Below are 22,726 nucleotides of genomic sequence, written 5' to 3'. Positions count from 1 at the left end.
AAACACGTCTCTGTACTTTAAAAAAGAGGAACTATGAAAACCGAAACCTTCATGCGCATTTTGCTGATACTGGTCGTAGCCTTTTCTGTTATTGGGCTAGTCATGGCGTTTGAGTTCAACAAAACACTCCACCAAACACAGCAGTACCGAGATAAAATGACGGACCTTAAATCCATGTGTGTTGCAGGGAATCCGACTGATGACAGTGTTAACATTCCTTTTTGCAAATGCGTTGCAGCAAAACAGCCGGATAGCGTCTGTGTGTTATTGGTCGGTTAATTATTGATTAGAACTTTTCTTTTAGTCGTGAAAAGAAACTTTTTTCTTCAACCGCGTCGCCGCCATCAGCAGCAAATTTCTGTAGCAAATCTTTTTGTTTTTTTGTCAGCTTCTGGGGTGTCTGCACAATCACCCTCACTTTCTGGTCACCAGTATCGTCGGTGCGCAGTATCGGCATGCCTTTGCCTTTCAGGTTAAACAGCGTGTGCGTCTGCGTCCCCGCAGGAATTTTCATATTTACTCTGCCATACAATGTAGGCACTTCTGCCTCGCCGCCGAATACCGCCTGCACAAAGCCAATGGGAATTTCGACATAGACATCATCTTCTTGGCGCTCGAAGAACTCATGCGCCGCCACACGGATGCCCACATACAAGTCACCATGCTGCCCGGTTGGGCCGGATTCACCTTCGCCGGAAACACGCAGGCGCATGCCTTCAGCAATTCCTTTTGGAATAGCAACTTTTATTTTTCGTGTTTTTTTCACCAGCCCTTCGCCGTCGCACGCTTCGCAGGATGCCTTGATTATCTTTCCATCACCTCCACATTCGCGGCACGGCCCTGACGTCTGGAAAATTCCGATGGGCGTGCGCCGCATCTGCGTTGCAACACCCCTTCCATGGCAGACGGTACACGTTTCGATGTCACGTGCAGATCGTGCGCCTGAACCCTTGCAGCTGTCGCAGAGTTCCTTGCGGGGCACGAGAATTTCTTTTTCAACGCCAAACACAACCTCTTCAAGCGTGATTTCCATTTGATATAACAAATCAGAGCCTTTGCTTCGCCGCTGCCTACTTCCACCCCCTCCTCCACCAAAGAACCGTTCAAAAATATCGCCGAAATCAAATGAAAAATCCGCGCCGCGCATGAAATCAGACACATCAGGCCCAGCACCCATCCCAGAAAAGTCTGCAGTGCCGTACTGGTCATACTGCTGGCGTTTTTCATCGTCACCAAGCGCTGCAGCTGCCTCGTTGATTTCCTTGAACTTTGATTCTGCATCAGCCGCCTTATTCATATCAGGATGGTATTTCTTGGCGAGCTGCTTGTAGGCCTTTTTAATTTCCTCTTTGGTTGCGTTTTTGCCAACACCAAGGATTTTGTAGTAATCTTTTGCCATGGTTCACCTAATGCAGCTGATGAATCGCTTCAAGGAGTTTTTCTGGCGAGTCAACCATATATTGTGGCTTTGTTTTTTCCAGCCGTTCCCGCGGATGGTAGCCATACGTCACCGCAATTGTTTTCACGCCGGCACTCTTTCCCGCAATGATGTCGCCATCCATGTCACCGATATAAAATGCATCTTTTGGCTTGACGCCCAGCAGTTTGAGGCACATGATAATTGCCGCAGGGTCGGGCTTCATCGCCGACATTTTGTCAACGCCGATAACCTCATCAAAATGATGCAAGAGGCCTTCATCTTTTAGTTTTGACTTAATCCAGTCAGTGTAATTATTTGACACAATCGCGAGCTTGAACTGTTTTGCCAGCGTCGGAATCATCACGCGCATCGGGGAAAAAAATTCCAGCGGATGAACTTTTTGTTCTTTTTTGAACAATGCTTCTGCTTTTTCAATATCGCTCTGGGTGTATCCATTTTTCAGGTAGGATTTTTTCCAGTCGACCTCGAGAAACAGTCCGGGGTTTTTCCAATCTTTGATGAGCATAATATTCAATTCTTTTTCAAGCTGTTTGTACGTCTTTTTCACAAATTCGAAGCTGTCAACAATCACGCCGTCCCAATCAAAGATGACTGCTTTTGTTTTCAGAGGAACGGTTGGGTCAATGGGCGTCACGACTTTTTGGTGCTTTATTTTTTCTTCCCGCTCGGCTTTCTTAACCTCTTGCCAAAGTTTTTCAACGTTTTCCGGCGTGAGTTTTTTCTTTTCAAAGACATGTGGATGCCGTCTGGTCATTTTTTCGTGCTGGTGCTCGAGCACATCCTTGAGCGTAAACAATCCTTTCTCTTCAGCAATCGCCGTCACAAACAGCGCATCCCACAATACATCAGCAACTTCATCCCTCAGCGCGCCTGCATCATTGTTCTCTGATGCGCGCAGCAACTCTTCTGCCTCATCGTGCACGCCCTTGACAAACGTATGAATGGGCTGTTTATTGTCCCACGGGCATTCCTTGCGGAAGTGCTTGATGAGCGCGATGATTTTTTCGAATTGGTCCATGATTGTTCACGTATGCCTCTGCTTTTTATGCCTTTCGCTTTTCAACGAGCTTGCGGACAATGCCTTTGTCAGCGTCTACTTCAATAATATCACCGTGCTTGAAAACTTTGGTTGCTGTCTTGGTGCCAATGATGCAGGGCTTGTTCATTTCCCGCGCGACAATGGCTGCGTGGCAGGTAATTCCGCCTTCATCCGTCACGATGGCAAGGCATTTTTGCATTGCCACGACAAATTCCGGCGTGGTCATCGAAGCGACAAGAATGAAATCGTGCGTTTCGTTCTGGATGTCTTTCGGGTCACGCACAATGCGGGCGCGTGCTTTTGCATAGCCCTTGTTGGCGCACATTCCTTTCAGTTCAGTGACTTCTTTTTCCGTGCGCCCCTCAATTTCAGCAGCCATCTTTTCCGCTTCTGCGCCGAAAAAGGTTTGGAGCACGCCGTGCTCGTTGGTGAGCACATAAAAGTCCTTGCGTTTCTTGATAAGATCAGTGAAGTTTTTGTTTTTCAACAGCGCTTCCTTCAGCTCATCCTTGAACAGGAATTTGACATCAAGCATTGAGAGGCCGCACCGGCTACCCAGTTCAGCAAAGTAGGGATAGAGCAGGTAATATCCCTTGTTGAGCGCGCCGCGGACAAAATCCTTGTAATAAACACATTCCTGAAGACAGTTTATCAGCCGGATGTTTTTTTCGTCAAGCTGCAGCGTTTTCAGAATCTTTTTTTGCTCCTGTTTAAGTTTTGTTCCTAAGGTCTCTATTTTCTCAAACGCTGCATGTGCGGCTTTCTGGTCGCGCGCAATGCGCCGCAGGCGGTGGAGATAATATCCAGTATCGTGCGGCGCCTCATCGAAATAGCCGCAAGGGATCCAGCAGTATTTTTGCAGATGTTTCTCTATTTTTTTCAGCGATACTTCAGAAAGATTTGGAGGACTTTCTTTTTTGAGAATTGCAAAAGCAAGCTTGAAGAATTCTTTTTCTTCCTCGCCGTTGAAACTTTCCTTGGGTGTGGAAGTGAGGGTGGCGACAAGGTTAGGCGCATCAGTACCAGCTTTTTGTTGTATGATTTTTTCAAATTCACCAACCACACGGTGAACGATCATTCGTATCAAGACAGCAAATGAACCGGCTGCAAGGTGAACCTGATCGAATTTTTCAAAAATATCGAACAATTCTTGATTGGACAGTTTTTTCAGGTCTTTTTTTGCAATAGACTCAGTGAATTTTTCCCACGTCGCACATTTTTTTTCCGCATCGGCAGTCCATTGTCTGGTAAAAGAAGAAGAATCCTGCGCTTGTTTCATCAGATTTAGGGAAACCTTGTCCGCAACATCGCCGTCCCAGTAAAAATCAATACAGCCCTTCCTGCTCACATACGCACAGCGCTCGGCCATCTCGGCGAATTTCGGCGCAAAGCCGTGAATCTTGACAATGTCCATGTACCGTTGAAATTCCCATTTCCAGTGTGTCATAATAGTTTCCTCACCCATCTTATTTTTTTAATGTTTGATACATTTTTTCTAAAAATTGAATAACTTTTTTAGCGTATTCTTCATCAACTGATTTTCCATAATAAAGAATGCCATTTCTAAAATAGCGAATGCCATCTAAAAAAGCGACTTCCTGTTCATTAAGGCCTATCAAGCGTGCATACGCAACTTCGGCTTCGTGGGCACCGTGACCGGATGAGTGATACCCTTCGGAAAACATTTTTGCGCGCACCAAACACATGAGAATATCATATGAGTATTCAATATAATCATCCGCATTTTCATTTTTAATGCCGATTTTTTCGACATGCTCGTGAATAGAGCATAATTTTCTTTCAGCTTGAAAGAGTAAGCTTGATGCACGTTCCTTATCAGGCATACTTTTTCGTACAGTGCCTTGTTTTATGAATTCATCGAAAGATTTTAACGGCCTCATAAGTCAACACTTCCCGTTAATACAATGCCATTCAAGAGATTATTTTTAAGGTGAATACCAATATCTTTCCAAGAATCATAAAAGTTGATGTTTATTTGCCGTGCGAATATTTTTTCGTAGGGTTCAAGATGAAGCAGTTTGTCTTTTCTCCCAATCACTGCAAGATCAAGGTCAGAGGTGGTGGTGTCGTCACCCCGTGAATAACTCCCGAAAAGAACGATCGTCCCGCCAGGAAGCTCTTCTTCCAGATACGGCAAGACTCTTGAAAGGTATATGTTTTTCAGGTTTTCAGCCCGCTTAAGCTGCATCACCCATTGTTCTTCCCGGTTGAGCGAGATAAAATTGATGGTTTTTGTTTTTTTGATTTTGATGAGGGAGTACTTTTTTAATTTTTTGAGCGGTTTTGAAACAGCGGTCGGGGAGACTCGCAGTACTTTGGCTATGTCCCGCTGGCTTAACAGTTCACCGGCGCGCACGCAGAGCAGGGAAAAAATCGCCTGCTCCAGCCTCGTAAAATTCAGTTTTGTGATTTTTAGTTTATACGTGTCCATTTTAGTTTATACGTGTACGTTTTAGTTTATATATCTTTTGGTTTGAGCTTGCGGACGATGCCGTAAAAAGATAAAAAGGAAAAAAATTAAAATTTATTTCTCATCCGATGCTTTAAAGTCGGCATCCACGGCTTCGTCATCTTTGCCTTTCTTCTTTTTTCCGTGGCCACCGCTGGCACCGCCTGCAGCACCGCCCATATTGGAAAAGTCCGGCGCCGGCCCTGCTTTCTTGTACAGTTCCGTTGCCGCTTCCTGCATCAGCTTGGTCGCTTCATCAAGCCGCTTCTTGATAGCATCGAAGTCTTTGTTCGCCGGCTCAAGCAGTTTTTTCAATTCCTCAACCGTTGACTTCAATGGCGTGAGTGTTTTTTCATCCACTTTGCCTTCGAAGTCTTTCATTGTTTTTTCAGTGGTGTACACAAACGAATCCGCCTGATTGACTGTTTCGATTTCGTTGCGCTTTTTCTCGTCGTCAGCAGCATTTGCTTCTGCTTCCTTGCGCATGCGCTCGATTTCGTCTTTGGACAGGTTGCCCGAGCCGGTGACCGTAATTTTTTGTTCCTTGCCCGTGCCCAGATCTTTGGCGCTGACGCTGGCAATGCCGTTAGCGTCAATGTCAAACGTGACTTCGATTTGGGGAATGCCGCGCGTCGCCGGTGGAATGCCCATCAGGTCAAATTTGCCAAGGGGTTTATTGTCAGCCGCCATGCTGCGCTCTCCTTGGAGAACGTTGATGGTAACTGCGGTCTGATTGTCCGCAGCAGTGCTGAACACCTGGCTTTTTTTGGTCGGAATCGTGGTGTTGCGCTCGATGAGTTTCGTAAACACGCCACCGAGGGTTTCAATGCCAAGGCTCAAGGGCGTGACATCAAGCAACAATACGTCCTTGATTTCTCCGCCGAGAATACCTGCCTGAATTGCAGCGCCAATGGCAACTGCTTCATCGGGATTGACCGACTTGTCACCTTCTTTGCCGAGCAGGTTTTTCACCAATTGTTCCACTGCAGGAATCCTGGTTGAGCCGCCGACAAAAATAACTTTGTCAACGGTTTCCATCTTTGCATCGCGCAATGCCTGCTTGGTCGGGCCTTCAAGCCGCTTGAAAATCGGCTCGTTTATTTTTTCAAACAGCGCCCTGCTCAAATTTTTGGTGAGGTGCTTCGGGCCGTTTTTGTCCGCCGTGATAAACGGCAGGTTTATTGTTGCGGTTTGCGCCGCGGACAATTCAATCTTCGCGCGCTCTGCCGCCTCCTTCAGGCGCTGGTGCGCGACTGGATCATTGCGCAGGTCAATTCCTGTTTCTTTTTTGAAATCAACCGCAAGCCAGTCGATAATAGCGTCGTCAATGTCATCGCCGCCGAGGTGGTTATCACCCGAGGTTGCTTTTACTTCGAAGACACCGTCGCCGAGTTCCAGCACGGACACGTCGAATGTTCCGCCGCCGAAGTCGAATACGAGAATCGTATGGTCATGGCCCTTATCAAGGCCGTACGCAAGCGCTGCTGCGGTTGGCTCGTTAATAATGCGAATAACATTCAGCCCTGCAATCGCGCCAGCATCTTTCGTTGCCTGGCGCTGGCTGTCATTGAAGTACGCAGGCACGGTAATAACTGCATCATTAACTGGGTGGCCAAGATATGCTTCTGCATCGCGCTTCATTTTCTGGAGAATCATTGCAGAAATCTGCGGCGGTGTAAAATCTTCGCCTTCAATTGCCACGACGAAACCTTTTTCGCCCATGTGGCGCTTGATGCTGCGAATCGTGTTGCCCGGATTTATGATAGCCTGGTTTCGCGCCACTTTTCCCGCAATGCGGTCGTTGCCCTTGATTGAAACAACGCTGGGCGTTGTTCGGTCGCCTTCTGAATTAGGAATAATCGTTGCCTTTCCGCCTTCCATAACCGCGACTGCTGAAAAGGTTGTTCCTAAATCAATGCCGATTGCTTTTCCTTGTGTGTGTTGTTTTGCCATTTTTTTCACCTGAGTATCTTGTAGTTTAATATCGCATTTCTTTTTTTCTTGTCCGGCACAAGCTTTTCCAGCTCGCCACCCGGAATCATCTTCCCGCCGCTTTTCAAATACTGCGCGTATTGGCGCAGGGATTCAGGATCATGCTCATTGACGAAATGGTTCAGATTGAACCACGCGATGATGTCCTCTCCGACACCATTGCAGCCGGATGAAATTCTGCATTCAAACGGCTTGACCGCATGGATGGTACACCCTTTTTTCTCGTCGTAAAACGTGCATTTTCCATATTTTTTAAACCATCCTTTTTCTGTTTTCGGCCGATATTTTGTGGTGTTGAACTTTTCAACTTTTTCAAGGCGTTTTTCCTTGAGCTCCTCTTCGCTGATGTTGAGGAATTTCGCGAGCGGAATGATTTCATGGTCGAGGAAGATTCCTGAACCAACGGTGCATCCGTGTTCGCATCCGCCGCAGCGGCATGCCGGGGATAGTTTCAGGATTTCTTCGGTTGGGGTGTCTTTGGCAATCGTTATTTTTTCTCTTTTTTCGTTACTGCTTTTTTTCATTTTTTTGTGCTCTTTTTTTTGCAACTGTTACCTGTGCCGGCCGCAGCACCATACCATACAGCATGTAGCCCGGTAGGATTTCGTTCAGGACCGTCTGTTCCGGCTGGTCGCTTTCCTCGGCGAGGAGCGCATGATGCAGTTCAGGATTATACGGAATATTTTTTTGTATTTTTTCAACACCTGCCTGCTTGAGCACCGCGTTGAGTTGTTCATGCACGAGTGTCATGCCCGTGACAAAATCGTTGTGGTTATCAGTGTGTTTCAGTGCAAGCTCAAATGTGTCAATGATAGGGATTATTTTTTTGATGAAGCTGGCGACCGCGTGCTTCTGGCTTGCGTCTTGATCTCGCAGTACCCGTTTCTTGTAGTTTTCAAATTCTGCTTGCACGCGCTTGACCGTGTTGGTAAGGTCGTTGACGAGGTCAGGGGTATTGATATTGTCAGGGGTCGGAGGCGTGGTATCAGGGGTGTGCTCAGGGGCATGTTTCTGTTCTTTGTTTTCGTGCTTCTCTTGCTTTGATTCATTTTTCTGTTCGTGTTTTTTTTGTTCCATATGTTTCGTCCCACTTTCAGTTGACTTTAAATCAACAAATCAGAGGTCATATATAAACCTTTCGTTGACTTGAAATCAACACTTTTATATAGGGGCGTCCCTTTAAATACCTTGAAAACCATGATCCGCCAGCAGCGCATCACCATTGTGAGAATCCATCAGCCTCCGGCGCGCAATATTAACGACGAGCTGCAATGGTTTGGAAGCTCTCTCGGCCTGTTTGGCCAGCGTGACAAGGAAAAATCATGCTTCCGTGTCTTTCTTGAACTGCTGAAAAACGCAAAGCGCCACCGCGCGCTGACATCAGATGAGCTCGCCGTGCGCACGAACCTGAGCCGCGGCACCGTTGTGTTCCATTTGCACAAACTTGCTGGTACTGGCTTAATCATTCACACTCCAGGCGGTTACATTCTCCGCGTGGCAAACCTCGAAGCCGTTGTTGAACAGCTCCGGAAAGACATCAACGAATCCTGTCTTGAGCTTCTGAACATTGCGAAAGAGATTGATGAAGAACTGAAGTAGAAAACTAACCAAAAAGAATTAAAAAAATAAATTAAATAAAAACTTAAACCATCATCTTGGTGTTCGGTTCTTCCTTCAAGCTCGCCCCAATTCCCTGCCCCACACTAAAGCCGAGATTTGAAAAGCTGCTTGCCAGCCGCTCAAACAATCCCTTCGGCTTTTTGAAGGACACAAATTTGACGTCGGTCTTCAGTTGCTGTTTCAGGTATGCACGCACTTCTTGTATACCTCCAAGATCGTCAACCAGCCCATATTTCTTTGCCTGTATACCAGTGTAAAACTGGCCAGTCGCAAGTGTGCGCACAGTTTCTGGTGAAAGCTTTCGGTTTTCCGCAACCGCATTGATGAACAGCGTGTGCAACTCATCGAGACTTTGCTGGAAGAGTTGCTGTTCTTCCGCGGTCATTGTTTTGAACGGGCTGCCCATGTCTTTGTATTTTCCTGCGGTGAGCCGCCGGTAGGTCACATTGTGGTCATCGAGGAAGTTTCCAAATTCGAGATACGAGCCAATGACACCAATGGAGCCGGTGAATGATGCCGGATTCGCAACAACATGATTTGTCGCAGTTGCAATCCAAAACGCGCCCGATGCACCGAGGTCACGAATCAGCGCAACTGTTGTCTTGTTTGCATTTGTCTGTCTGATTGCTGTTGCAATTTCATCCGATGCTACCGGGCTGCCGCCCGGAGAATTAATGGAAAAGACAATCGCTTTTATGCTGACATCTTTTTGTGCTTTTTCAATCAGGCCAATAACATCATCCGATACCGATTCGCGTTGCCCCAGTCCAGTGCTTGGTGTGGTGACAATCGGGCCTTCAATCGGAATGATTGCGACATTGCCCGTGCCGGGTGTTTCACTGCCGCCCATGCCGAGAAACATGCCGATGCCGCCGGCGATAATCACGCTGAAGATGCTCAACACCACGAGCACAAGAATGATAGTCAGCCACGGTGTTTTTGGTGATTGTTTTTCCATATGAATCCCTCCTTTATACGACGACATAACTCACAGTCATTGTTTTGCTCCACTGCTCCAGCAATCGCTGCCGGAGCGGCGAAAACAAGGCATACAGCGGGTCAGCAATCCATAAGATAATGAACGGGAATACTGGAATCATCATGAGGCTGCGCACCATACATTTCCAGAACGTCAGCGGCTCATGGTATAGCGGCGCAACGCGAATCTGCATGAACAGTTTTCCGACGGTATATCCCAACTGGCTTTCCAGAATGGAAAAATAGAGTACAGCAAAAATGCCGGAGAGCAGCGCAACGAAAAAAATGGCCGTTGCCAGTGCTGGCTGGTTTTCAAGCGCTGACTGAATCGTGTGATACGATGCGTCTGCCGGCAGCAATTTTCTAATCACATTCTGAAACGAGCCGGTCACGAATATGTTGAGAATGATAAGGTCGATGAGAAACGCGAGAATCCTGCGGCCCCACGGCGCGGGCAGTGCCACCACGCGATGGCCGGGAAGTGTCGGCGTATCCAGCTGCAATCCTCTTTTTACACTCTTCATACTCTTCTCGGTGCGCGAAGGGTATTTAAAGTTTGTTGCCGCACGTGACAAACAACTTTATAAATCTCAAAAACAGAAAAAACAAAAAACAGCAAAAAACACAAAAAAGAGGCCACATGAACATCAGCGGCATTATATTTGACTTGGACGACACGTTGTATGACTGCACCGGCACAGTGTTTGCCCGCGTGGTGAAGCACATTAGCACTGAGATTGCTCCTCTTCTGAACTGTTCCCCGAAAAAAGTGTTCACCACCTACCAAAAAATCCTCAAACAGGAGCCCAATGTAATAAAAGCAACGCACCTCGTCTGTAAACAGCTTGGTGCTGGAAAAAGCGCCGGTGCCATATGTTCGCGTGCAGAAAAAATCTATTTTCTTCCTGCTCTTGGCATTACCTCAATCAAATTGTTCCCCGGTGTCCGCACTATGCTGCTGCGCCTGCGAAAAAAATATAAGCTGGGACTGGTTACCTTTGGTGGGTATGAGCGCCAGAACAAAAAAATTGACGCGCTCAAGCTGCGCCCACTATTCCACTTCATTGGCGTTGACCAATACAGCACGCTCGAGCTGACCAAGCGCGAATGCTTTGAGGATTTCCTCAAAAAAATGAACATGGCTCCGGCAGATGTTATCTGCATTGGCGACAAGATTGCTGATGAAATAAAAATTGCCAACCAGCTCGGCATGACCACCGTTCGGGTATTGCAGGGCAGGTACGCGAAAGCAAAGCCGGCAGATGACTACGAAATTCCTGATTATTTCGTCAAAAAAGTGACTGACGCTGAAAAACTCATACAACGCTTAAGCGATAAAAAGGTGAAAGCATGAAAAAAACAATGATAATTCTTCTGGTGTTGGCTGCAGTGTTCCTCTCTGCGTGCGCAACGAGTGACGATCCCTCTCACCCAAGTGCCGTGCAAAACAGTGCGGGGGAAACAAACGAGCAGGCTCTGACTGGATGCGATGCTATTCCGACACTGAACGCGACTTGGGCAACCAAAAAGCAAATCCTTGGAAAAGAGCAGAAGGAACTGCTCATGGAAACTGCGGCTCTTCAACAGCGCCTGCAAAAATTCAAGGTGCTGAAACTCGATCGTGAAGTCAAAGATTTGGAAAAAGAGCTTGGTGACCTGAACACGCAGTGCAATTAACTTTCTATTTTTATTTTCTATTTTTTATTCTTTTATTTTTTCCTGCGACCACATACACCGCGATAAGCAAGCAGGCTGCTGCACCTGCCCCAGTCGCTGCCGCACCCGTTAAATATGGCGCTTGGATAGTATCGCGTGCATAGTCATACGCCTGTGTTTTCAGAAGAACGTCAACCGTTTCAATCCGCTGTCCTGCGGCATCACGCCATCTCAAAATGGCCTCAAGAGAATGCTGCACGTGCTCATCTGTTGGCACCAGCGTTCGTGCTGTAGAGTAGAATGAAACAGCTTTTTCCATGCAGGCTATTGCAGCAACAGCAAGGCCAGCAGCAAGCACATACGGGACTCTCCGTGATGATGGGGATTGGTGTATCAGATACATACTCTCAGCACATGACTAAAAAAACAGAGGTAGTATTTTAATTTTACTCTGTATCTTATTTAATGGGCCCGATGAGAATCAAACAACCTTTTTGCGCTGCGGCGCAAAAAGCTTGAGCAAAGCGGCCTCTCCGAGGCCTGGGCGCTTCGCGCATCTACGATATATTGCCACCGACTACCGAATAATGGGCCCGATGAGACTCGAACTCATGACCTCCTCGGTGTAAACGAGGCGTTATAGCCACTAAACTACGGGCCCGTACGAGGGAAAAGAAAGGTGAGGATATTTAAAGGTTGCGTGGTTTTTAAAGGAGGATAGGGAAGGACAATAATATTTATTAACAACCATCCACCATCTCAAGGTATGGCAGAACCAACAGTCGCAACCGAGGCATCGCTTGTTGAGCGCATAGCTGATTATAAGCGTGGCGCCTGGCGAGTGAATGATGAATATGATCGTCTCCAACGAGAACTCGCGCGTACTGTCGTTCCAGAATTGATGGGCATTGTGAATCGTGTTGTTCCTGATGGATATGTCTGCATCAATGTTCGAATCGAACCACAACGTCTTGAGCCTCAACACGCAGCCATAGGATTCGATGCCAGAATTATTATATCTTCGCGGGGTAGCGGAGACCCACACGTACCAAATGAGGTACTTCAATATATACGCGACAAGGCAGATATTGGCATGACCTTAGGAAAATACGCACTAGCATGCGCACGATTTGACGCATATGACCCAAGTAGGTAAGCTTCATTTTCTCTGATTACTAATTTCTCTATACCTAAAGCACCCAACTTCATGGTCATTCACCACGCCCACCGCCTGCAAAAAGGCGTAGATAATGGTCGAGCCGACAAAGTTCATCCCGCGTTTTTTGAGATCAGTTGAAATCCTATCGGAAAGCTCGGTTTTTGCCGGCAGTTCTTTGAATGTTTTAACTGCATTCGTTATTTGTTTTGAATCAACAAACGACCAGATGTACTGGCTAAACGAACCGAATTCTTTTGCAATATCCAAAAATATTTTTGCATTGCGCACCGCGGAGGTTATTTTTAGTTTATTCCTGATAATTCCCTCGTTGGTGAGCAGTGATGTTATTTTTGCATCGCCGTACGCCGCCACTTTTCTGGCATCAAAGCAGTCAAAAGCCTTGCGATAGTTTTCACGCTTCTTCAACACCGTGCTCCATGACAGGCCTGCCTGCGCGCCTTCGAGAATGAGCATCTCAAACAGCTTTCCATCATCATACACCGGCACGCCCCATTCTTCGTCGTGGTATTCCACATACAGCGGATTGTTGACATCGACCCAATGGCAGCGGTTCATGGGCCTTTTCTTTTCCGTGAGAATATAAAAGGATTGTCATCCATCTCACTCCTCAAAACACCCCTCAAAAAACCGACAGGTTTATAAACCTCAGCTGCTTCAACTTTTAGTGTCAAAGGAGGAAAAAAGCGTCAAAAAGCCCATGGAACAGCAAATTTTTAACATCCTTTTTCATCAAGACGAAATTACGTGGCAAAGTCTTCTTCTCGAATTAGTTAAACAAGAAAACATTGATCCTTGGGACATTGACATTTCTGTGCTTGCCAACAAGTACATCGAGATGGTCAAAGAGATGAAAAAAGCGGACTTGCGCATCTCTGGAAAAGTCGTGCTCGCCGCAGCCATTCTTCTCCGGATTAAGTCACAGCGGTTTCTTACTGAAGATGTTGCCCAGTTTGACAACCTTATCGACGGCAGCGAGGATGAACTGCTCACTGAAGATCCGGGCATGCCGTTCATGTTTGATCGCGCCAAGTATCACCAGCTGCGCCTGATTCCAAGAACTCCCCAGCCAAGAAAACGCAAGGTTTCCATCTATGATCTGCTTGATGCGCTGAAGCGGGCGCTTGACGTCGAAGAGCGGCGCATGCTGCGAATCCCACGCCAGCTCAAGCTCGAAATCCCGGAAAAAAAGATGGACCTCAACGAGCTCATGACACAGATTTACATGAAACTGCTCGTGCTCTTCCGCCTTGACGCTGAAAAAAAAGTCACTTTTACCAGCATTCTTCCGGACACCTCAAAAATCGCTAAGATTTACACATTCATTCCCTTGCTCCATCTCTCAACACAGCGCAAGCTTGACCTTGACCAGCCGGAACATTTCGGCGAAATAAGCATCAAAGTTATCAAAGAAAATATTGACAAGGAAATTGAAAAAGCGGTTATTGACGCAGCTCCTGATCCTGATTCTGCTGAAGCTTCGTAGCTTCGTTACCCTTGTAATCCGCAACCTATTTAAACCCTCCCTTGTTCTTTTTAGCCATGCTCACTAAACACATTGTTGTCGCCTCAGTGGAGGGCAACCCGAACATTGGCCTGTATGGCTTTGCAACTGACACCTATTGTCTTCTCGGTGCTGATGTTCCTCCACACCTCGTGCGAAAAATCAGCGCAGCGTTGCAGGTGCCTGCGTACACCATCAGAATATGCGGCACGTCCCTTGTCGGGGTTTTTTGCGCCGGCAACAACAATTGCCTGCTCGTTCCAAAAATCGCATTTCCTGAAGAAGTCGACTACCTGAAATCGTTGGGTATCAACGTAAAGGTTATAAACTCAAAGCTTACTGCATTGGGCAACTTGGTGCTCTGTAACGACACCGGCTGCCTCGCCAGCACTGATTTTGGCGCTGACACCAAAAAAGAAATTCGGCAGGCGCTCAATGTCCCACTCCACCCTGGAACCATTGCAGGCCTCACGGTCGTCGGCTCATGCGCAGTTGCTACCAATCAAGGATGCCTTATCCACCGTGATGCAACTGAAGAAGAAATTAAAGAAGTTGAAACACTGCTCGGCATCTCCTGCCAGACCGGCACCATGAGCATGGCAAGCCCGTACGTGCGCTCAGGCATCATCGCCAACAGCAAAGGGTTTGTCGCCAGCGACGCCAGCGGTGGACCTGAAATCACGAATGCCGACGAAGCGCTCGGGTACCTCAAGGTGAACCAATGAGCAAAGAACCACAATCCCAACCAAAACTGGAAACCAAAGAAGAAACCCAAAAAAAATTCATGCACCTCAAAATGCTCCTTCAGCAGATGCAGCAATTTGAAAAACAAATTGAGACATTTGATGGCCAATTAACTGAATTGTCCGGCGTGAAAGACGGGCTTGAAGAGCTCACCACCGTAAAATCAGGAACCGATGTGTTTGTTCCAGTCTCCGGCGGTGTGTTCATGCGTGCTAGTGTCAAAGAACCGGAAAAACTGCTCGTCAATGTTGGTGCAAACATCGCTGTGGCGAAGACCATTCCTGACACCATCAAATTGATTCAAGACCAAATCAATGAAATCGGCACGGCAAAAATGCAGCTCGCTGAACAAGTGCAGCTGATTCGCCACCATCTCACTGGCATGCAGAAAGAGCTTCGGGCCCTGGCACAGAGTGAAGAATAATGTTCGGATTTCTAAAAGATAAACTGAAGGACGCGCTGAAAAAGTTTACACAAGACGTAGATGAAAAATCAGAGAAAACTATAGAAAAAAAAGAAAAGAAAACAGAAAAAAAGCCGGCAACAAAGGAAAAGGCAAAAGAAAACATAAAGGGGCAGAAAAAAGAAACGCTGATAAAAATTAAAAAAGAGAAAAAACCTCAAAAAGAAAAACCAGTACAAGAAGAACAAAAACAAGCACTACTTGAAGAAATCACAGAACTGCCAAAAGAAAAAGAAGTTGCTGAAGAAACAAAAGAAACTCCAAAAGAAGAAAAGAAAGGATTTTTCTCACGGCTGAAAGAAAGCATCTTTAAAGAAGAAAAAGAAGAACCAACAAAAGCTGAAGAAGGAGAACAAGAAGAATCTGAAGAAGAGGAAGAAGCTGAATCAGAAGAGCGTGAAGAAGAACCAAAAGAATCTGAAGAAACCGAAGAAGTATCCAAAGAAAAAGGCTTTTTCACCCGCTTCAAAGAATCCATCACGACCACCACGCTGTCAGACGACAAATTTGAAGACGTCTTTAGCGATCTTGAAATTGCGCTCTTGGAAAACAACGTCGCGGTCGAAGTCATCGACAAAATCCGCGATGACCTGAAAAAAAGTCTCGTGGCACAACGCATCCCGCGTGGCAAACTTGAAGAGCATATCCAGAAAACACTCAAACACTCTGTATCAGACCTTTTTGACCTCCCTTCTATTGATTTGTTCGCTCGCATCAAGCAGAAAAAAGAAAAGCCATTCATCATTTCGTTCGTCGGCATCAACGGCAGCGGAAAAACAACCACGATTGCAAAACTGGCGCACTTGTTGAAGAAACATAATCTGACAATTGTCATTGCGGCTGCGGATACGTTCCGTGCCGCTGCCATTCAGCAGCTTGAGGAGCACGGCGAAAAGCTGGGCGTCAAAGTTATCAAGCACGATTATGGTGCGGATCCTGCTGCCGTCGCATTCGACGCGGTAAAATACGCCCACGCAAAAAGCATTGACGTTGTGCTGATTGACACCGCCGGCCGGATGCACAGCAACACCAACCTGATTGACGAAATGAAAAAAATTGTGCGGGTTGCGAAACCTGACCTCAAGATTTTTGTCGGCGAAAGCATCACGGGCAACGACTGCGTTGAACAGGCACGGACGTTTAATGAGGCGATTTCATTTGATTGTATCATTCTGACAAAGGCAGATGTTGATGAAAAAGGTGGTGCAGCGCTCTCTGTTTCGTACATCACCAAGAAACCAATTTCTTATTTTGGCACTGGCCAGAAGTACGATGATTTGGAAGTGTTTGATAAAGAGAAGGTTATGGGAAGTATTGGGCTGTGACTTATTTCTTAATGCGATGAAGCATATGCTAGTGTTCCAACAAGCAAAGCAACTCCTGTACTAATGCACGCTCCAGCAGATTTTCTATTATAATCAGATGTGCAACCAAGTTTGATAAGATCTGTTCCTAAACTAATGCCTCCGATTAAGAATACAAGTTCATACGGTGAAACCGGATGTTGATGCGCCTGTCCCGTCTCATGCCCATACGCAACACTCGGTGCACTCGCCATCAGAATCGGAAGTGTAACATAGGCGCTTGTTGCTGCCTGTTGTACACGGTGTCCAACGTCGCGTGCAATTTCTATTGTTCTTTGGCCGATGTCCATTTTTATGAGAAACTAACATGCTTTTATATACTTTTTGGTGGCGAAAAGTATATAAAGAAGATGAACATTCTTATATAATATGGAAACAGTAACTATTCCAAAACAGGAATATAAGCAGATGCAGACCGAGCTTGAAACACTTCGCCAGACCTCATTATACCAGCGGTTATGTGAATTTGAGCGAAATCTTGCTGACGGAAAAAAGTTCACCCGAAAAGATGTCGGATTCTAAAGATTTCCTGCCTTAAACCGTAGTTTGTTAATCGTCTTTTTTTGTTTTTTAGGGCTTGTTTTCATTTCAAACTCAAAAACATACATTTCGTTTGTCGCAAGGTGATGTTTGAAATAGAGCCGAACGGGCGGATGTTTGCTCTTCATTTCATAGATAAACAAATGAGAATCAACGAGCACACCAGCGTCAGGACCCTTTTGCTCAATTTCGTCAAACATAGCCGTCAACATTTCTTTCAGCTGCTGGTTCTTTGCCGCTTTGACGAGCTGTTTTTTCATCACCTCATCAAAAACAAGAGTGTAGGGCATACCAGAACACAAACTCTTTTTCTATTTAAAGCAATTGTTTGACAAGGAGAAGGTTATGGGAAATATTGGGTTGTGAAAGAAAAAATTCTCTCATTAATTTACAAATAATTTGCAGCAATGGCCATAGCACTAAGAGTGGCTACAGTGGCTGCATGAGCAACAAATCGGGCAGTCGGTGAACGAGCTCTCGTAGCGTAATTAGTCCCCTTATAGATAACTGTACCGGCAAGACCTGCGGCAATACTAACCGCTACCCAATGATCACCTATATGCGAATGCGCCTCTCCTGTCTCATGCCCATACGCAACACTCGGCACACTCGCCATCAGAAAAGGAAGCGCAACATAGGCGCTGGTCGCCGCAACGCGTGCTCGGTGCCCCAGTTCCTGAAACGCATTCCGTACGGGATGGCTGATGTCGGTTGTCATACCCTTTAGAACACTCTTTTTCTTTAAATAATTTGTGGCAACATTTAAAAACAATAACACCCCTAAGAATTAAAAAAGAGGAACTATGGACCTTCGCTTGCGCATCTATCTCGACATCATCCGCGTTCCCTTACTTCTTATCATCTTTTACAACGCGTTGAGTGTGCCGGTCATGGTGTATGAGCGGCTTGCGTTTCTCCAGTTGTTTTTCACATCCTACGTCCAATGGGCTGTGCTGGTATTTATTGCCGCATGGGCCGGCTTGTTGTCGGTAAAAAAATGCAAAGAAGCGGCGCTGAGTTTCATCGGCCCGACGAAAACAAGCATTGTTGCCGGCGCATGGCTTGGTTTCTTGGGCGGCATGATTGGTGGCTTTCTCGGTGCGCTGATGACAGTTGACAAGGGGGTAACTATCACTGCAATGCTTGATCTTATCAGAAATTTTGTGGTGCCCGGCACGATTGTTTCTTCGGTTGTTGCGTGCATCTCATCGAGCTGGTACCGCTGGAACACGCGATTTGATTAATTCTATCCTTTAATCACACCGAAGCCGATGAGTCGGAATCGGTTTGCCATTCTGCGTGAGATTGTAATGCGTTGCCCAACGTCAGCACACACGGGAATTTTTAATTTGCAGACACATTTGTTTTTGCTAAGCTCTGTAATCACGCCGACGGTTGCTGCGGCATTGACATTCAGCATGAGCGGTTCACCCATGCGGAGCGGGTCAACTTCTTCTGCGATTTTTGCACCGACCACTCGCTTGAGTAATTTGACATCAAGTGTCACGTCGTACCAGACCGGCGGCATGTTTCCCGGCCGTCCAACCACATTGCCCGCAAGTGCGTCTGATTTGACAATACTCGGGTCAAGCGTTGTCATGACACCGACCGAGCCGCCGGGCTTTATGTCCTCAACGCTTGTGCCGCCCGTTTTCAATTCAGAAATACTGGTCGTCAAGGGCTCATAGATAACTTTATTTTCTTTTTCGATTTTTCTGCCCGGGCGAATTTCTACCATTTCGCCTTTTTTTAGTTTTCCCTGTGCAAGCGCGCCGCCGAGCACACCGCCCACTACTTTTTCAGGGTCGCTGCCCGGCTTGTTGATATCAAAGGAACGTGCGACATAGAGAAGCGGCTCTTTTGTTTCATCACGTTTCGGTACCGTAAGCACCGTGATAATGTGGTGCAGAAGCACATCGATATTGACGTTATGTTTTGCCGAAACCGGAAGAATCGGAGCGTTTTCAAACGGCGTTCCTTTCAGAAATGCCTTAATCTCCTGGTAATTTTTGACCGCAGCGTCGTGTTTAATCAGGTCAATTTTATTCTGGACGACAATAACATTTTTTATGCCCATAATGGTCAGCGCCATAAGGTGCTCGCGGGTTTGCGGTTGGGGGCAGGTTTCATTTGCCGCAACAAGCAAGAGTACACCGTCCATAATGGTTGCGCCGGCGAGCATGGTTGCCATGAGGCTCTCGTGGCCCGGTGCATCAACGATACTTATCTTGCGCACCGGAACTGTGGGACCATTGCATGCAGGGCAGGTTTCCTTAGTGGTGTACCCTCTTGGTTCAGGGCACGTTGGGCATTTTCGAATAATGACATCAGCATATCCGAGGCGTATGGTGATTCCGCGTTTTAATTCTTCAGAATGCGTGTCAGTCCACTTTCCCGAAAGCCGTTCGGTGAGCGTGGTTTTGCCGTGGTCAACGTGGCCAACAAGGCCGATGTTCATGGCAGGCGGGCTGTTCAGCACTGCATCAGAGTTTGGTGAGTTTGATGCGGTGGTCTCGTCTGCTTTTTTTGCCTTTGTTCCCATAGTACGTTCAAAAAAGCCCCTCGTTTATAAAGGTTTGCTCAACTTGTTTGGAGTAATTAAAAAAATAAACTTAATAAAGCCTGCCACCTGCACAGGTGGCATGGCACCAAAAAAAGGAGCAGTATACGACGTGGTTATCGTCGGCGGTGGCGCTGCAGGCATGACTGCAGCGATGTACACTGGCAGAAAAATGCTCAAAACAGTTCTTCTGGTTGGCCCACGGCCGGGCGGCGAAACAACGCTGACCAATGATATCCAGAATTATCCTGGCTATGAAAAAGGCACAGGCACTGCGCTGATGAACATTTTCGAAAAACAGGCAAAGACCTGGGGCGCCGAAGTGCTTTCGGAAAAAGCGACTCGGGTTACGAGAGAAAAAAATGGCTTCTCAGTTCTTCTTGAAGATGGCACCAAACTAACCACCAAATCCGTCATTCTCACGTTCGGCAGAAAACAGCGCAAGCTCAACATCCACGGTGAAAAGGAATGGATGGGCCGCGGCGCAACAACCTGCACGACCTGCGATGGCCCGCTGTTTCCGAACAAGGATGTTGTCATTATCGGCGGCGGCAATGCTGCGGTTGAGGCGGCGCTTGAAATGGCAACCATTGCGAAAAAAGTATTCATTGTCCACCGTCGTGGCGAATATCGTGCGGATCCAGTCACCGTGCAAAAAATGCGCAAGGAAAAGAAAATAACTGAACTCCTCAACCACGCTCCGGTTGAAATCAAGGGAGAAAAATTTGTCAACGCCCTTGTTGTTGAGGACGCCACCACAAAAAAACGAAAAGAGCTTTCAGTGCAAGGCGTGTTTATTGAGATCGGTTACGAAACCGACAGCTCCTTAGTTGCCGGGCTGGTTGAAACGAACCCTGCCGGCGAAATTGTTGTTGACCTTCACTGCAAAACAAAAACACCAGGACTGTTTGCGGCTGGCGATATGACCATCACGCCCTACAAACAGACCGTTATTTCAGCCGGCATGGGCGCAACCGCTGCGCTGGAAGCGTATAAATATTTGACGACTGGAAAGAATTAATTATTTGTTCGTTGGGTTATATTCTTCCCATCGCACGCGTTTTTTCTGGATGGTTTCTTTCAAGTTTTTCTGCTGGTTATTCAGTTTTGACGTGCCGGTTTTTACCTCGACAAACACCACTTCGCTGATGTTCTGTTCATCCATTCCTTTGAAGACAATAAAATCAACTGGCTTGCCGATGAATCGCACCTCTGACGGGGAGTGTACAAAGTTTGGCAGATAGGGGGCGAGCTGTTCGGTGAACTGGCCGGACAACACGGCACGGGAGCGCTTGATAGCATCATTCCGGATGTCACCGAGCTTGTTTTCCCACTTTTTGTTGGCAACATGGGCACCGATTTTCTGGCCCAAGAAATAGCCGATGGCGAGGAAGATGAGAGCAATGACAAGGATGGCGAGGACGGTGAGGGTGGGGATGGGCATACTAGGTGGAACATAGTGTGTTTAATAAAGTTTTTCCACAATACATAAATACTTCGGCCTCTTTCTTTGTTCCATGAAAAAAATCGGCACTTTCATCAAAGACTTTTTCAAGCAGTATATCAAATGGATTATTCTTGTGCTGCTCGGCATTGGCGTGCTGCTGTTTTTCAAAAAAATAATGGTTATGGCGGTGTTTCTTGCGCTGAACGCGTTCATCGCGCTGGTATGGATGTATTTCCAGAACCGCGTGGTTGCAATTGAGCTTATTACCCTTACGTCGTTTTTGTGCTTCTATGCCTTCGGCACCAAGGCAGGCGTTTTTTTCATGTTCCTGACTCTGCTGGTGCATAATTTTATCACCACCAATATGTCAATCAACAACGCCTTGAATATTGTTCTGTCCCCTGCACTGTTGTGGGCTCTTTCGCTCGTCAAATCACTGGGCATTGTCTGGCTTGGCATTGCGCACGTCGTTATCATCAACGCTCTTTTTTTCCTGCTCGTTTTGTTCTTTCAGACTGGCCAGATGCATAAAAGAATTATTTATCTAGTTACCCATCTTGCCTGGAACATTTTTTTGTTCATGAACTTTGCAGAAGTCTTGTTGAAATTGTTTATTTGAAAATAAAAAAATACTGGTTGCAGTTTACATTCTTCCCACAAACAAATTATGCTTCTCTCGCCCTTCCAGTTCAGAAATTATACGGAGTACGAGAATTTTCTTTGGCTCCGGCATGAGCTTAACTCGTTTTTTCAAGTCGTCGAAGTTGTCGAACAGCTTTTCGTCCCGCGCTTCAATGATTTCCCACATGTGTTTCTTGCCGAGTCCGGGAAGAAGCTCCAGCTGGTGCATGCGCGTGGTTAAAGGCGCTGCGGTGTTAAAAAATTTGATAAACTGCTGTTCGTGGTCCATCACCATCTTTTCAACCACATGGTGGAGTTCCTGGCTTGCTGTTCCGGTCAGCCGGGTTATCTCAAGCTTTCCATTGATATGGTGCACCTTGTCGCGCTTGTCGATGCCGATATAGACTTCTTCATACGGCTGCAGGAAAATGCCTGGTTTTGGCACTAATTCAAGAAGGGTAAAATGGTCTTTGCCAATGGCTTGTGCGATTGGTGTTTTCTTATGGCTCGGCCGCTTGTCAAATGGGTATCCATGCTGGAGAAAATCAAGAACAATGGCATACTCCTCTTTGGCGCGGTGTTCAGGTTCCATAACTCACCTCTCGGAACTTATTCAGCAGCCGGCGGTTCAGCAGATACTGCGACTGTTGCTTCTTCTATTTTTTCTGCCACTTCAGGAACTGGCGCAGCAGGCGGCACATACGCGTCAATGGTTGCCTTGTTTTCAGCAAGATACGGCTTGACTGCTTCTACAATCGCCGCCACGTTTTCAGCGCTGACCGTGATCGTATATGAGCTCAGAATTGTTTTCATTTCATCAAGCGAGTTTGGCATCAAGTCAACTATCTTGGCAATATGCTCGGGCTTGAGGCGTGGTATGTCCAACGACTCAATCTTTTTTGCAATTTCCTCTGCCTTTTCGCCGCTCAAGCCGACAAACTGGTTTAGGTACTCTTCAGTTTTGCTGGCACGAAAATTTAATTCTCCGTCACGCTGCTTGATGCGCGCCAAATCTTCCTTGAGCTGCGCGAGCATGATTGGTGTTTCGCTGATGATTTTGAGTGTGGTCATGAGGTATCCTACTTTTATCTTTTATTATTCTTATTCTCT

At 46.7% G+C, this 22,726-nt stretch carries 32 protein-coding genes and 1 tRNA gene; 13 read left to right on the top strand and 20 right to left on the bottom strand.

Annotation, left to right across the window (positions count from 1 at the left end; genetic code table 11):
* The first annotated feature begins 33 nt into the window (after positions 1 to 33).
* Positions 34 to 279 carry a hypothetical protein gene (locus tag Q7R76_06165; GenBank protein MDO8643132.1) on the top strand — a complete coding sequence of 82 codons (246 nt, stop codon included), beginning with the start codon at positions 34 to 36 and terminating at the stop codon, positions 277 to 279.
* 7 nt (positions 280 to 286) lie between these two features.
* On the opposite strand, the gene dnaJ is transcribed toward Q7R76_06165, so the two are convergent.
* The 8 genes from dnaJ to Q7R76_06125 form a co-directional block, all read right to left on the bottom strand.
* Positions 287 to 1,399, bottom strand: coding sequence for a molecular chaperone DnaJ (gene dnaJ / locus Q7R76_06160; GenBank protein MDO8643131.1), 1,113 nt, complete (start codon positions 1,397 to 1,399; stop codon positions 287 to 289).
* A gap of 7 nt (positions 1,400 to 1,406) precedes the next feature.
* Positions 1,407 to 2,459 carry an HAD-IA family hydrolase gene (locus Q7R76_06155; protein MDO8643130.1) on the bottom strand — a complete coding sequence of 351 codons (1,053 nt, stop codon included), beginning with the start codon at positions 2,457 to 2,459 and terminating at the stop codon, positions 1,407 to 1,409.
* Positions 2,460 to 2,484: 25 nt separating this feature from the next.
* Positions 2,485 to 3,927, bottom strand: a complete 1,443-nt coding sequence (locus Q7R76_06150; protein ID MDO8643129.1) for a PEP-utilizing enzyme — start codon at positions 3,925 to 3,927, stop codon at positions 2,485 to 2,487.
* A gap of 19 nt (positions 3,928 to 3,946) precedes the next feature.
* Positions 3,947 to 4,324 carry a hypothetical protein gene (locus Q7R76_06145; GenBank protein ID MDO8643128.1) on the bottom strand — a complete coding sequence of 126 codons (378 nt, stop codon included), beginning with the start codon at positions 4,322 to 4,324 and terminating at the stop codon, positions 3,947 to 3,949.
* Between the two features lie 53 nt (positions 4,325 to 4,377).
* Entirely contained in the window at positions 4,378 to 4,932 is a 555-nt protein-coding gene (locus Q7R76_06140) for a nucleotidyltransferase domain-containing protein (protein MDO8643127.1), read from the bottom strand.
* A gap of 93 nt (positions 4,933 to 5,025) precedes the next feature.
* Positions 5,026 to 6,903 (bottom strand): molecular chaperone DnaK, encoded by a 1,878-nt coding sequence (dnaK, locus tag Q7R76_06135; protein MDO8643126.1) that lies wholly within the window; start codon positions 6,901 to 6,903, stop codon positions 5,026 to 5,028.
* A gap of 5 nt (positions 6,904 to 6,908) precedes the next feature.
* Positions 6,909 to 7,466 (bottom strand): YkgJ family cysteine cluster protein, encoded by a 558-nt coding sequence (locus Q7R76_06130; GenBank protein MDO8643125.1) that lies wholly within the window; start codon positions 7,464 to 7,466, stop codon positions 6,909 to 6,911.
* On the bottom strand, positions 7,450 to 8,019 hold the full coding sequence (locus Q7R76_06125; GenBank protein ID MDO8643124.1) for a nucleotide exchange factor GrpE: 570 nt from the start codon (positions 8,017 to 8,019) through the stop codon (positions 7,450 to 7,452). The genes Q7R76_06130 and Q7R76_06125 overlap by 17 nt, the downstream gene beginning before the upstream one ends.
* A gap of 120 nt (positions 8,020 to 8,139) precedes the next feature.
* On the opposite strand from Q7R76_06125, the gene Q7R76_06120 reads away from it, so the two are divergent.
* The gene (locus tag Q7R76_06120; protein ID MDO8643123.1) at positions 8,140 to 8,541 is read left to right on the top strand and encodes an HTH domain-containing protein; all 402 of its coding nucleotides are present in this window, start codon (positions 8,140 to 8,142) and stop codon (positions 8,539 to 8,541) included.
* Between the two features lie 43 nt (positions 8,542 to 8,584).
* On the opposite strand, the gene sppA is transcribed toward Q7R76_06120, so the two are convergent.
* Both sppA and Q7R76_06110 read right to left on the bottom strand, forming a co-directional pair.
* A complete protein-coding gene (gene sppA, locus Q7R76_06115) occupies positions 8,585 to 9,520 on the bottom strand; it encodes a signal peptide peptidase SppA (protein MDO8643122.1) in 936 nt (311 codons plus the stop codon).
* Positions 9,521 to 9,533: 13 nt separating this feature from the next.
* Positions 9,534 to 10,064 carry an RDD family protein gene (locus Q7R76_06110; protein ID MDO8643121.1) on the bottom strand — a complete coding sequence of 177 codons (531 nt, stop codon included), beginning with the start codon at positions 10,062 to 10,064 and terminating at the stop codon, positions 9,534 to 9,536.
* 44 nt (positions 10,065 to 10,108) lie between these two features.
* Here Q7R76_06110 and Q7R76_06105 point away from each other — a divergent pair, with 44 nt between their 5' ends.
* A complete protein-coding gene (locus Q7R76_06105; protein ID MDO8643120.1) occupies positions 10,109 to 10,894 on the top strand; it encodes an HAD family hydrolase in 786 nt (261 codons plus the stop codon).
* Entirely contained in the window at positions 10,891 to 11,217 is a 327-nt protein-coding gene (locus Q7R76_06100; GenBank protein MDO8643119.1) for a hypothetical protein, read from the top strand. Before Q7R76_06105 ends, Q7R76_06100 begins: the two co-directional genes overlap by 4 nt.
* A 10-nt stretch (positions 11,218 to 11,227) precedes the next feature.
* Here the strand turns inward: Q7R76_06100 and Q7R76_06095 are convergent, their stop codons facing one another.
* Both Q7R76_06095 and Q7R76_06090 read right to left on the bottom strand, forming a co-directional pair.
* Positions 11,228 to 11,599, bottom strand: a complete 372-nt coding sequence (locus Q7R76_06095; protein ID MDO8643118.1) for a hypothetical protein — start codon at positions 11,597 to 11,599, stop codon at positions 11,228 to 11,230.
* A gap of 185 nt (positions 11,600 to 11,784) precedes the next feature.
* Positions 11,785 to 11,857 (bottom strand) — tRNA-Val (locus Q7R76_06090).
* A 105-nt stretch (positions 11,858 to 11,962) separates the two neighbouring features.
* On the opposite strand from Q7R76_06090, the gene Q7R76_06085 reads away from it, so the two are divergent.
* Entirely contained in the window at positions 11,963 to 12,352 is a 390-nt protein-coding gene (locus tag Q7R76_06085) for a hypothetical protein (GenBank protein ID MDO8643117.1), read from the top strand.
* 3 nt (positions 12,353 to 12,355) lie between these two features.
* Here Q7R76_06085 and Q7R76_06080 read toward each other — a convergent pair whose 3' ends face one another.
* Entirely contained in the window at positions 12,356 to 12,931 is a 576-nt protein-coding gene (locus Q7R76_06080; GenBank protein ID MDO8643116.1) for a DNA-3-methyladenine glycosylase I, read from the bottom strand.
* Between the two features lie 142 nt (positions 12,932 to 13,073).
* Between Q7R76_06080 and Q7R76_06075 the strand changes: the two genes are divergently transcribed.
* From Q7R76_06075 to ftsY, 4 genes are read left to right on the top strand one after another with little or no spacing between them, the layout of a single operon-like run.
* Positions 13,074 to 13,859: a ScpA family protein gene (locus Q7R76_06075; protein ID MDO8643115.1), complete on the top strand. Its 786-nt coding sequence runs from the start codon at positions 13,074 to 13,076 to the stop codon at positions 13,857 to 13,859.
* A 56-nt stretch (positions 13,860 to 13,915) separates the two neighbouring features.
* Positions 13,916 to 14,602 carry a translation initiation factor IF-6 gene (locus tag Q7R76_06070; protein ID MDO8643114.1) on the top strand — a complete coding sequence of 229 codons (687 nt, stop codon included), beginning with the start codon at positions 13,916 to 13,918 and terminating at the stop codon, positions 14,600 to 14,602.
* A complete protein-coding gene (gene pfdA, locus Q7R76_06065) occupies positions 14,599 to 15,045 on the top strand; it encodes a prefoldin subunit alpha (protein ID MDO8643113.1) in 447 nt (148 codons plus the stop codon). The genes Q7R76_06070 and pfdA overlap by 4 nt, the downstream gene beginning before the upstream one ends.
* Positions 15,045 to 16,409 carry a signal recognition particle-docking protein FtsY gene (gene ftsY / locus Q7R76_06060; protein ID MDO8643112.1) on the top strand — a complete coding sequence of 455 codons (1,365 nt, stop codon included), beginning with the start codon at positions 15,045 to 15,047 and terminating at the stop codon, positions 16,407 to 16,409. Before pfdA ends, ftsY begins: the two co-directional genes overlap by 1 nt.
* Positions 16,410 to 16,417: 8 nt before the next feature.
* Here the strand turns inward: ftsY and Q7R76_06055 are convergent, their stop codons facing one another.
* Positions 16,418 to 16,738, bottom strand: a complete 321-nt coding sequence (locus Q7R76_06055; protein MDO8643111.1) for a hypothetical protein — start codon at positions 16,736 to 16,738, stop codon at positions 16,418 to 16,420.
* Positions 16,739 to 16,817: 79 nt separating this feature from the next.
* Here Q7R76_06055 and Q7R76_06050 point away from each other — a divergent pair, with 79 nt between their 5' ends.
* Positions 16,818 to 16,970 carry a hypothetical protein gene (locus Q7R76_06050; GenBank protein ID MDO8643110.1) on the top strand — a complete coding sequence of 51 codons (153 nt, stop codon included), beginning with the start codon at positions 16,818 to 16,820 and terminating at the stop codon, positions 16,968 to 16,970.
* Here the strand turns inward: Q7R76_06050 and Q7R76_06045 are convergent.
* Complete coding sequence (locus Q7R76_06045; GenBank protein MDO8643109.1) at positions 16,967 to 17,278, bottom strand: hypothetical protein; 312 nt, start codon at positions 17,276 to 17,278, stop codon at positions 16,967 to 16,969. The genes Q7R76_06050 and Q7R76_06045 overlap by 4 nt on opposite strands.
* A gap of 98 nt (positions 17,279 to 17,376) precedes the next feature.
* On the bottom strand, positions 17,377 to 17,706 hold the full coding sequence (locus Q7R76_06040) for a hypothetical protein (GenBank protein ID MDO8643108.1): 330 nt from the start codon (positions 17,704 to 17,706) through the stop codon (positions 17,377 to 17,379).
* An 85-nt stretch (positions 17,707 to 17,791) separates the two neighbouring features.
* On the opposite strand from Q7R76_06040, the gene Q7R76_06035 reads away from it, so the two are divergent.
* Positions 17,792 to 18,232 carry a hypothetical protein gene (locus tag Q7R76_06035; GenBank protein MDO8643107.1) on the top strand — a complete coding sequence of 147 codons (441 nt, stop codon included), beginning with the start codon at positions 17,792 to 17,794 and terminating at the stop codon, positions 18,230 to 18,232.
* Between the two features lie 2 nt (positions 18,233 to 18,234).
* On the opposite strand, the gene Q7R76_06030 is transcribed toward Q7R76_06035, so the two are convergent.
* Positions 18,235 to 19,446 carry a translation initiation factor IF-2 subunit gamma gene (locus tag Q7R76_06030; GenBank protein MDO8643106.1) on the bottom strand — a complete coding sequence of 404 codons (1,212 nt, stop codon included), beginning with the start codon at positions 19,444 to 19,446 and terminating at the stop codon, positions 18,235 to 18,237.
* A 184-nt stretch (positions 19,447 to 19,630) separates the two neighbouring features.
* On the opposite strand from Q7R76_06030, the gene Q7R76_06025 reads away from it, so the two are divergent.
* Positions 19,631 to 20,569, top strand: a complete 939-nt coding sequence (locus Q7R76_06025; GenBank protein MDO8643105.1) for an FAD-dependent oxidoreductase — start codon at positions 19,631 to 19,633, stop codon at positions 20,567 to 20,569.
* On the opposite strand, the gene Q7R76_06020 is transcribed toward Q7R76_06025, so the two are convergent.
* A complete protein-coding gene (locus Q7R76_06020; GenBank protein MDO8643104.1) occupies positions 20,570 to 20,992 on the bottom strand; it encodes a Holliday junction resolvase-like protein in 423 nt (140 codons plus the stop codon).
* Positions 20,993 to 21,065: 73 nt separating this feature from the next.
* Between Q7R76_06020 and Q7R76_06015 the strand changes: the two genes are divergently transcribed.
* On the top strand, positions 21,066 to 21,614 hold the full coding sequence (locus Q7R76_06015) for a hypothetical protein (protein ID MDO8643103.1): 549 nt from the start codon (positions 21,066 to 21,068) through the stop codon (positions 21,612 to 21,614).
* Between the two features lie 24 nt (positions 21,615 to 21,638).
* On the opposite strand, the gene Q7R76_06010 is transcribed toward Q7R76_06015, so the two are convergent.
* A complete protein-coding gene (locus Q7R76_06010; protein ID MDO8643102.1) occupies positions 21,639 to 22,208 on the bottom strand; it encodes a DUF655 domain-containing protein in 570 nt (189 codons plus the stop codon).
* A 17-nt stretch (positions 22,209 to 22,225) separates the two neighbouring features.
* Positions 22,226 to 22,687 carry a hypothetical protein gene (locus tag Q7R76_06005; GenBank protein MDO8643101.1) on the bottom strand — a complete coding sequence of 154 codons (462 nt, stop codon included), beginning with the start codon at positions 22,685 to 22,687 and terminating at the stop codon, positions 22,226 to 22,228.
* Positions 22,688 to 22,726: the final 39 nt, after the last annotated feature.

The organism is Candidatus Woesearchaeota archaeon, assembly GCA_030651375.1.
In the GTDB taxonomy this organism is placed as follows: Archaea; Nanobdellota; Nanobdellia; order Woesearchaeales; family UBA12501; genus JAUSFM01.
Note: the sequence above shows the minus strand (reverse complement) of the source record. Positions and strands in the feature narration are given on the sequence as shown.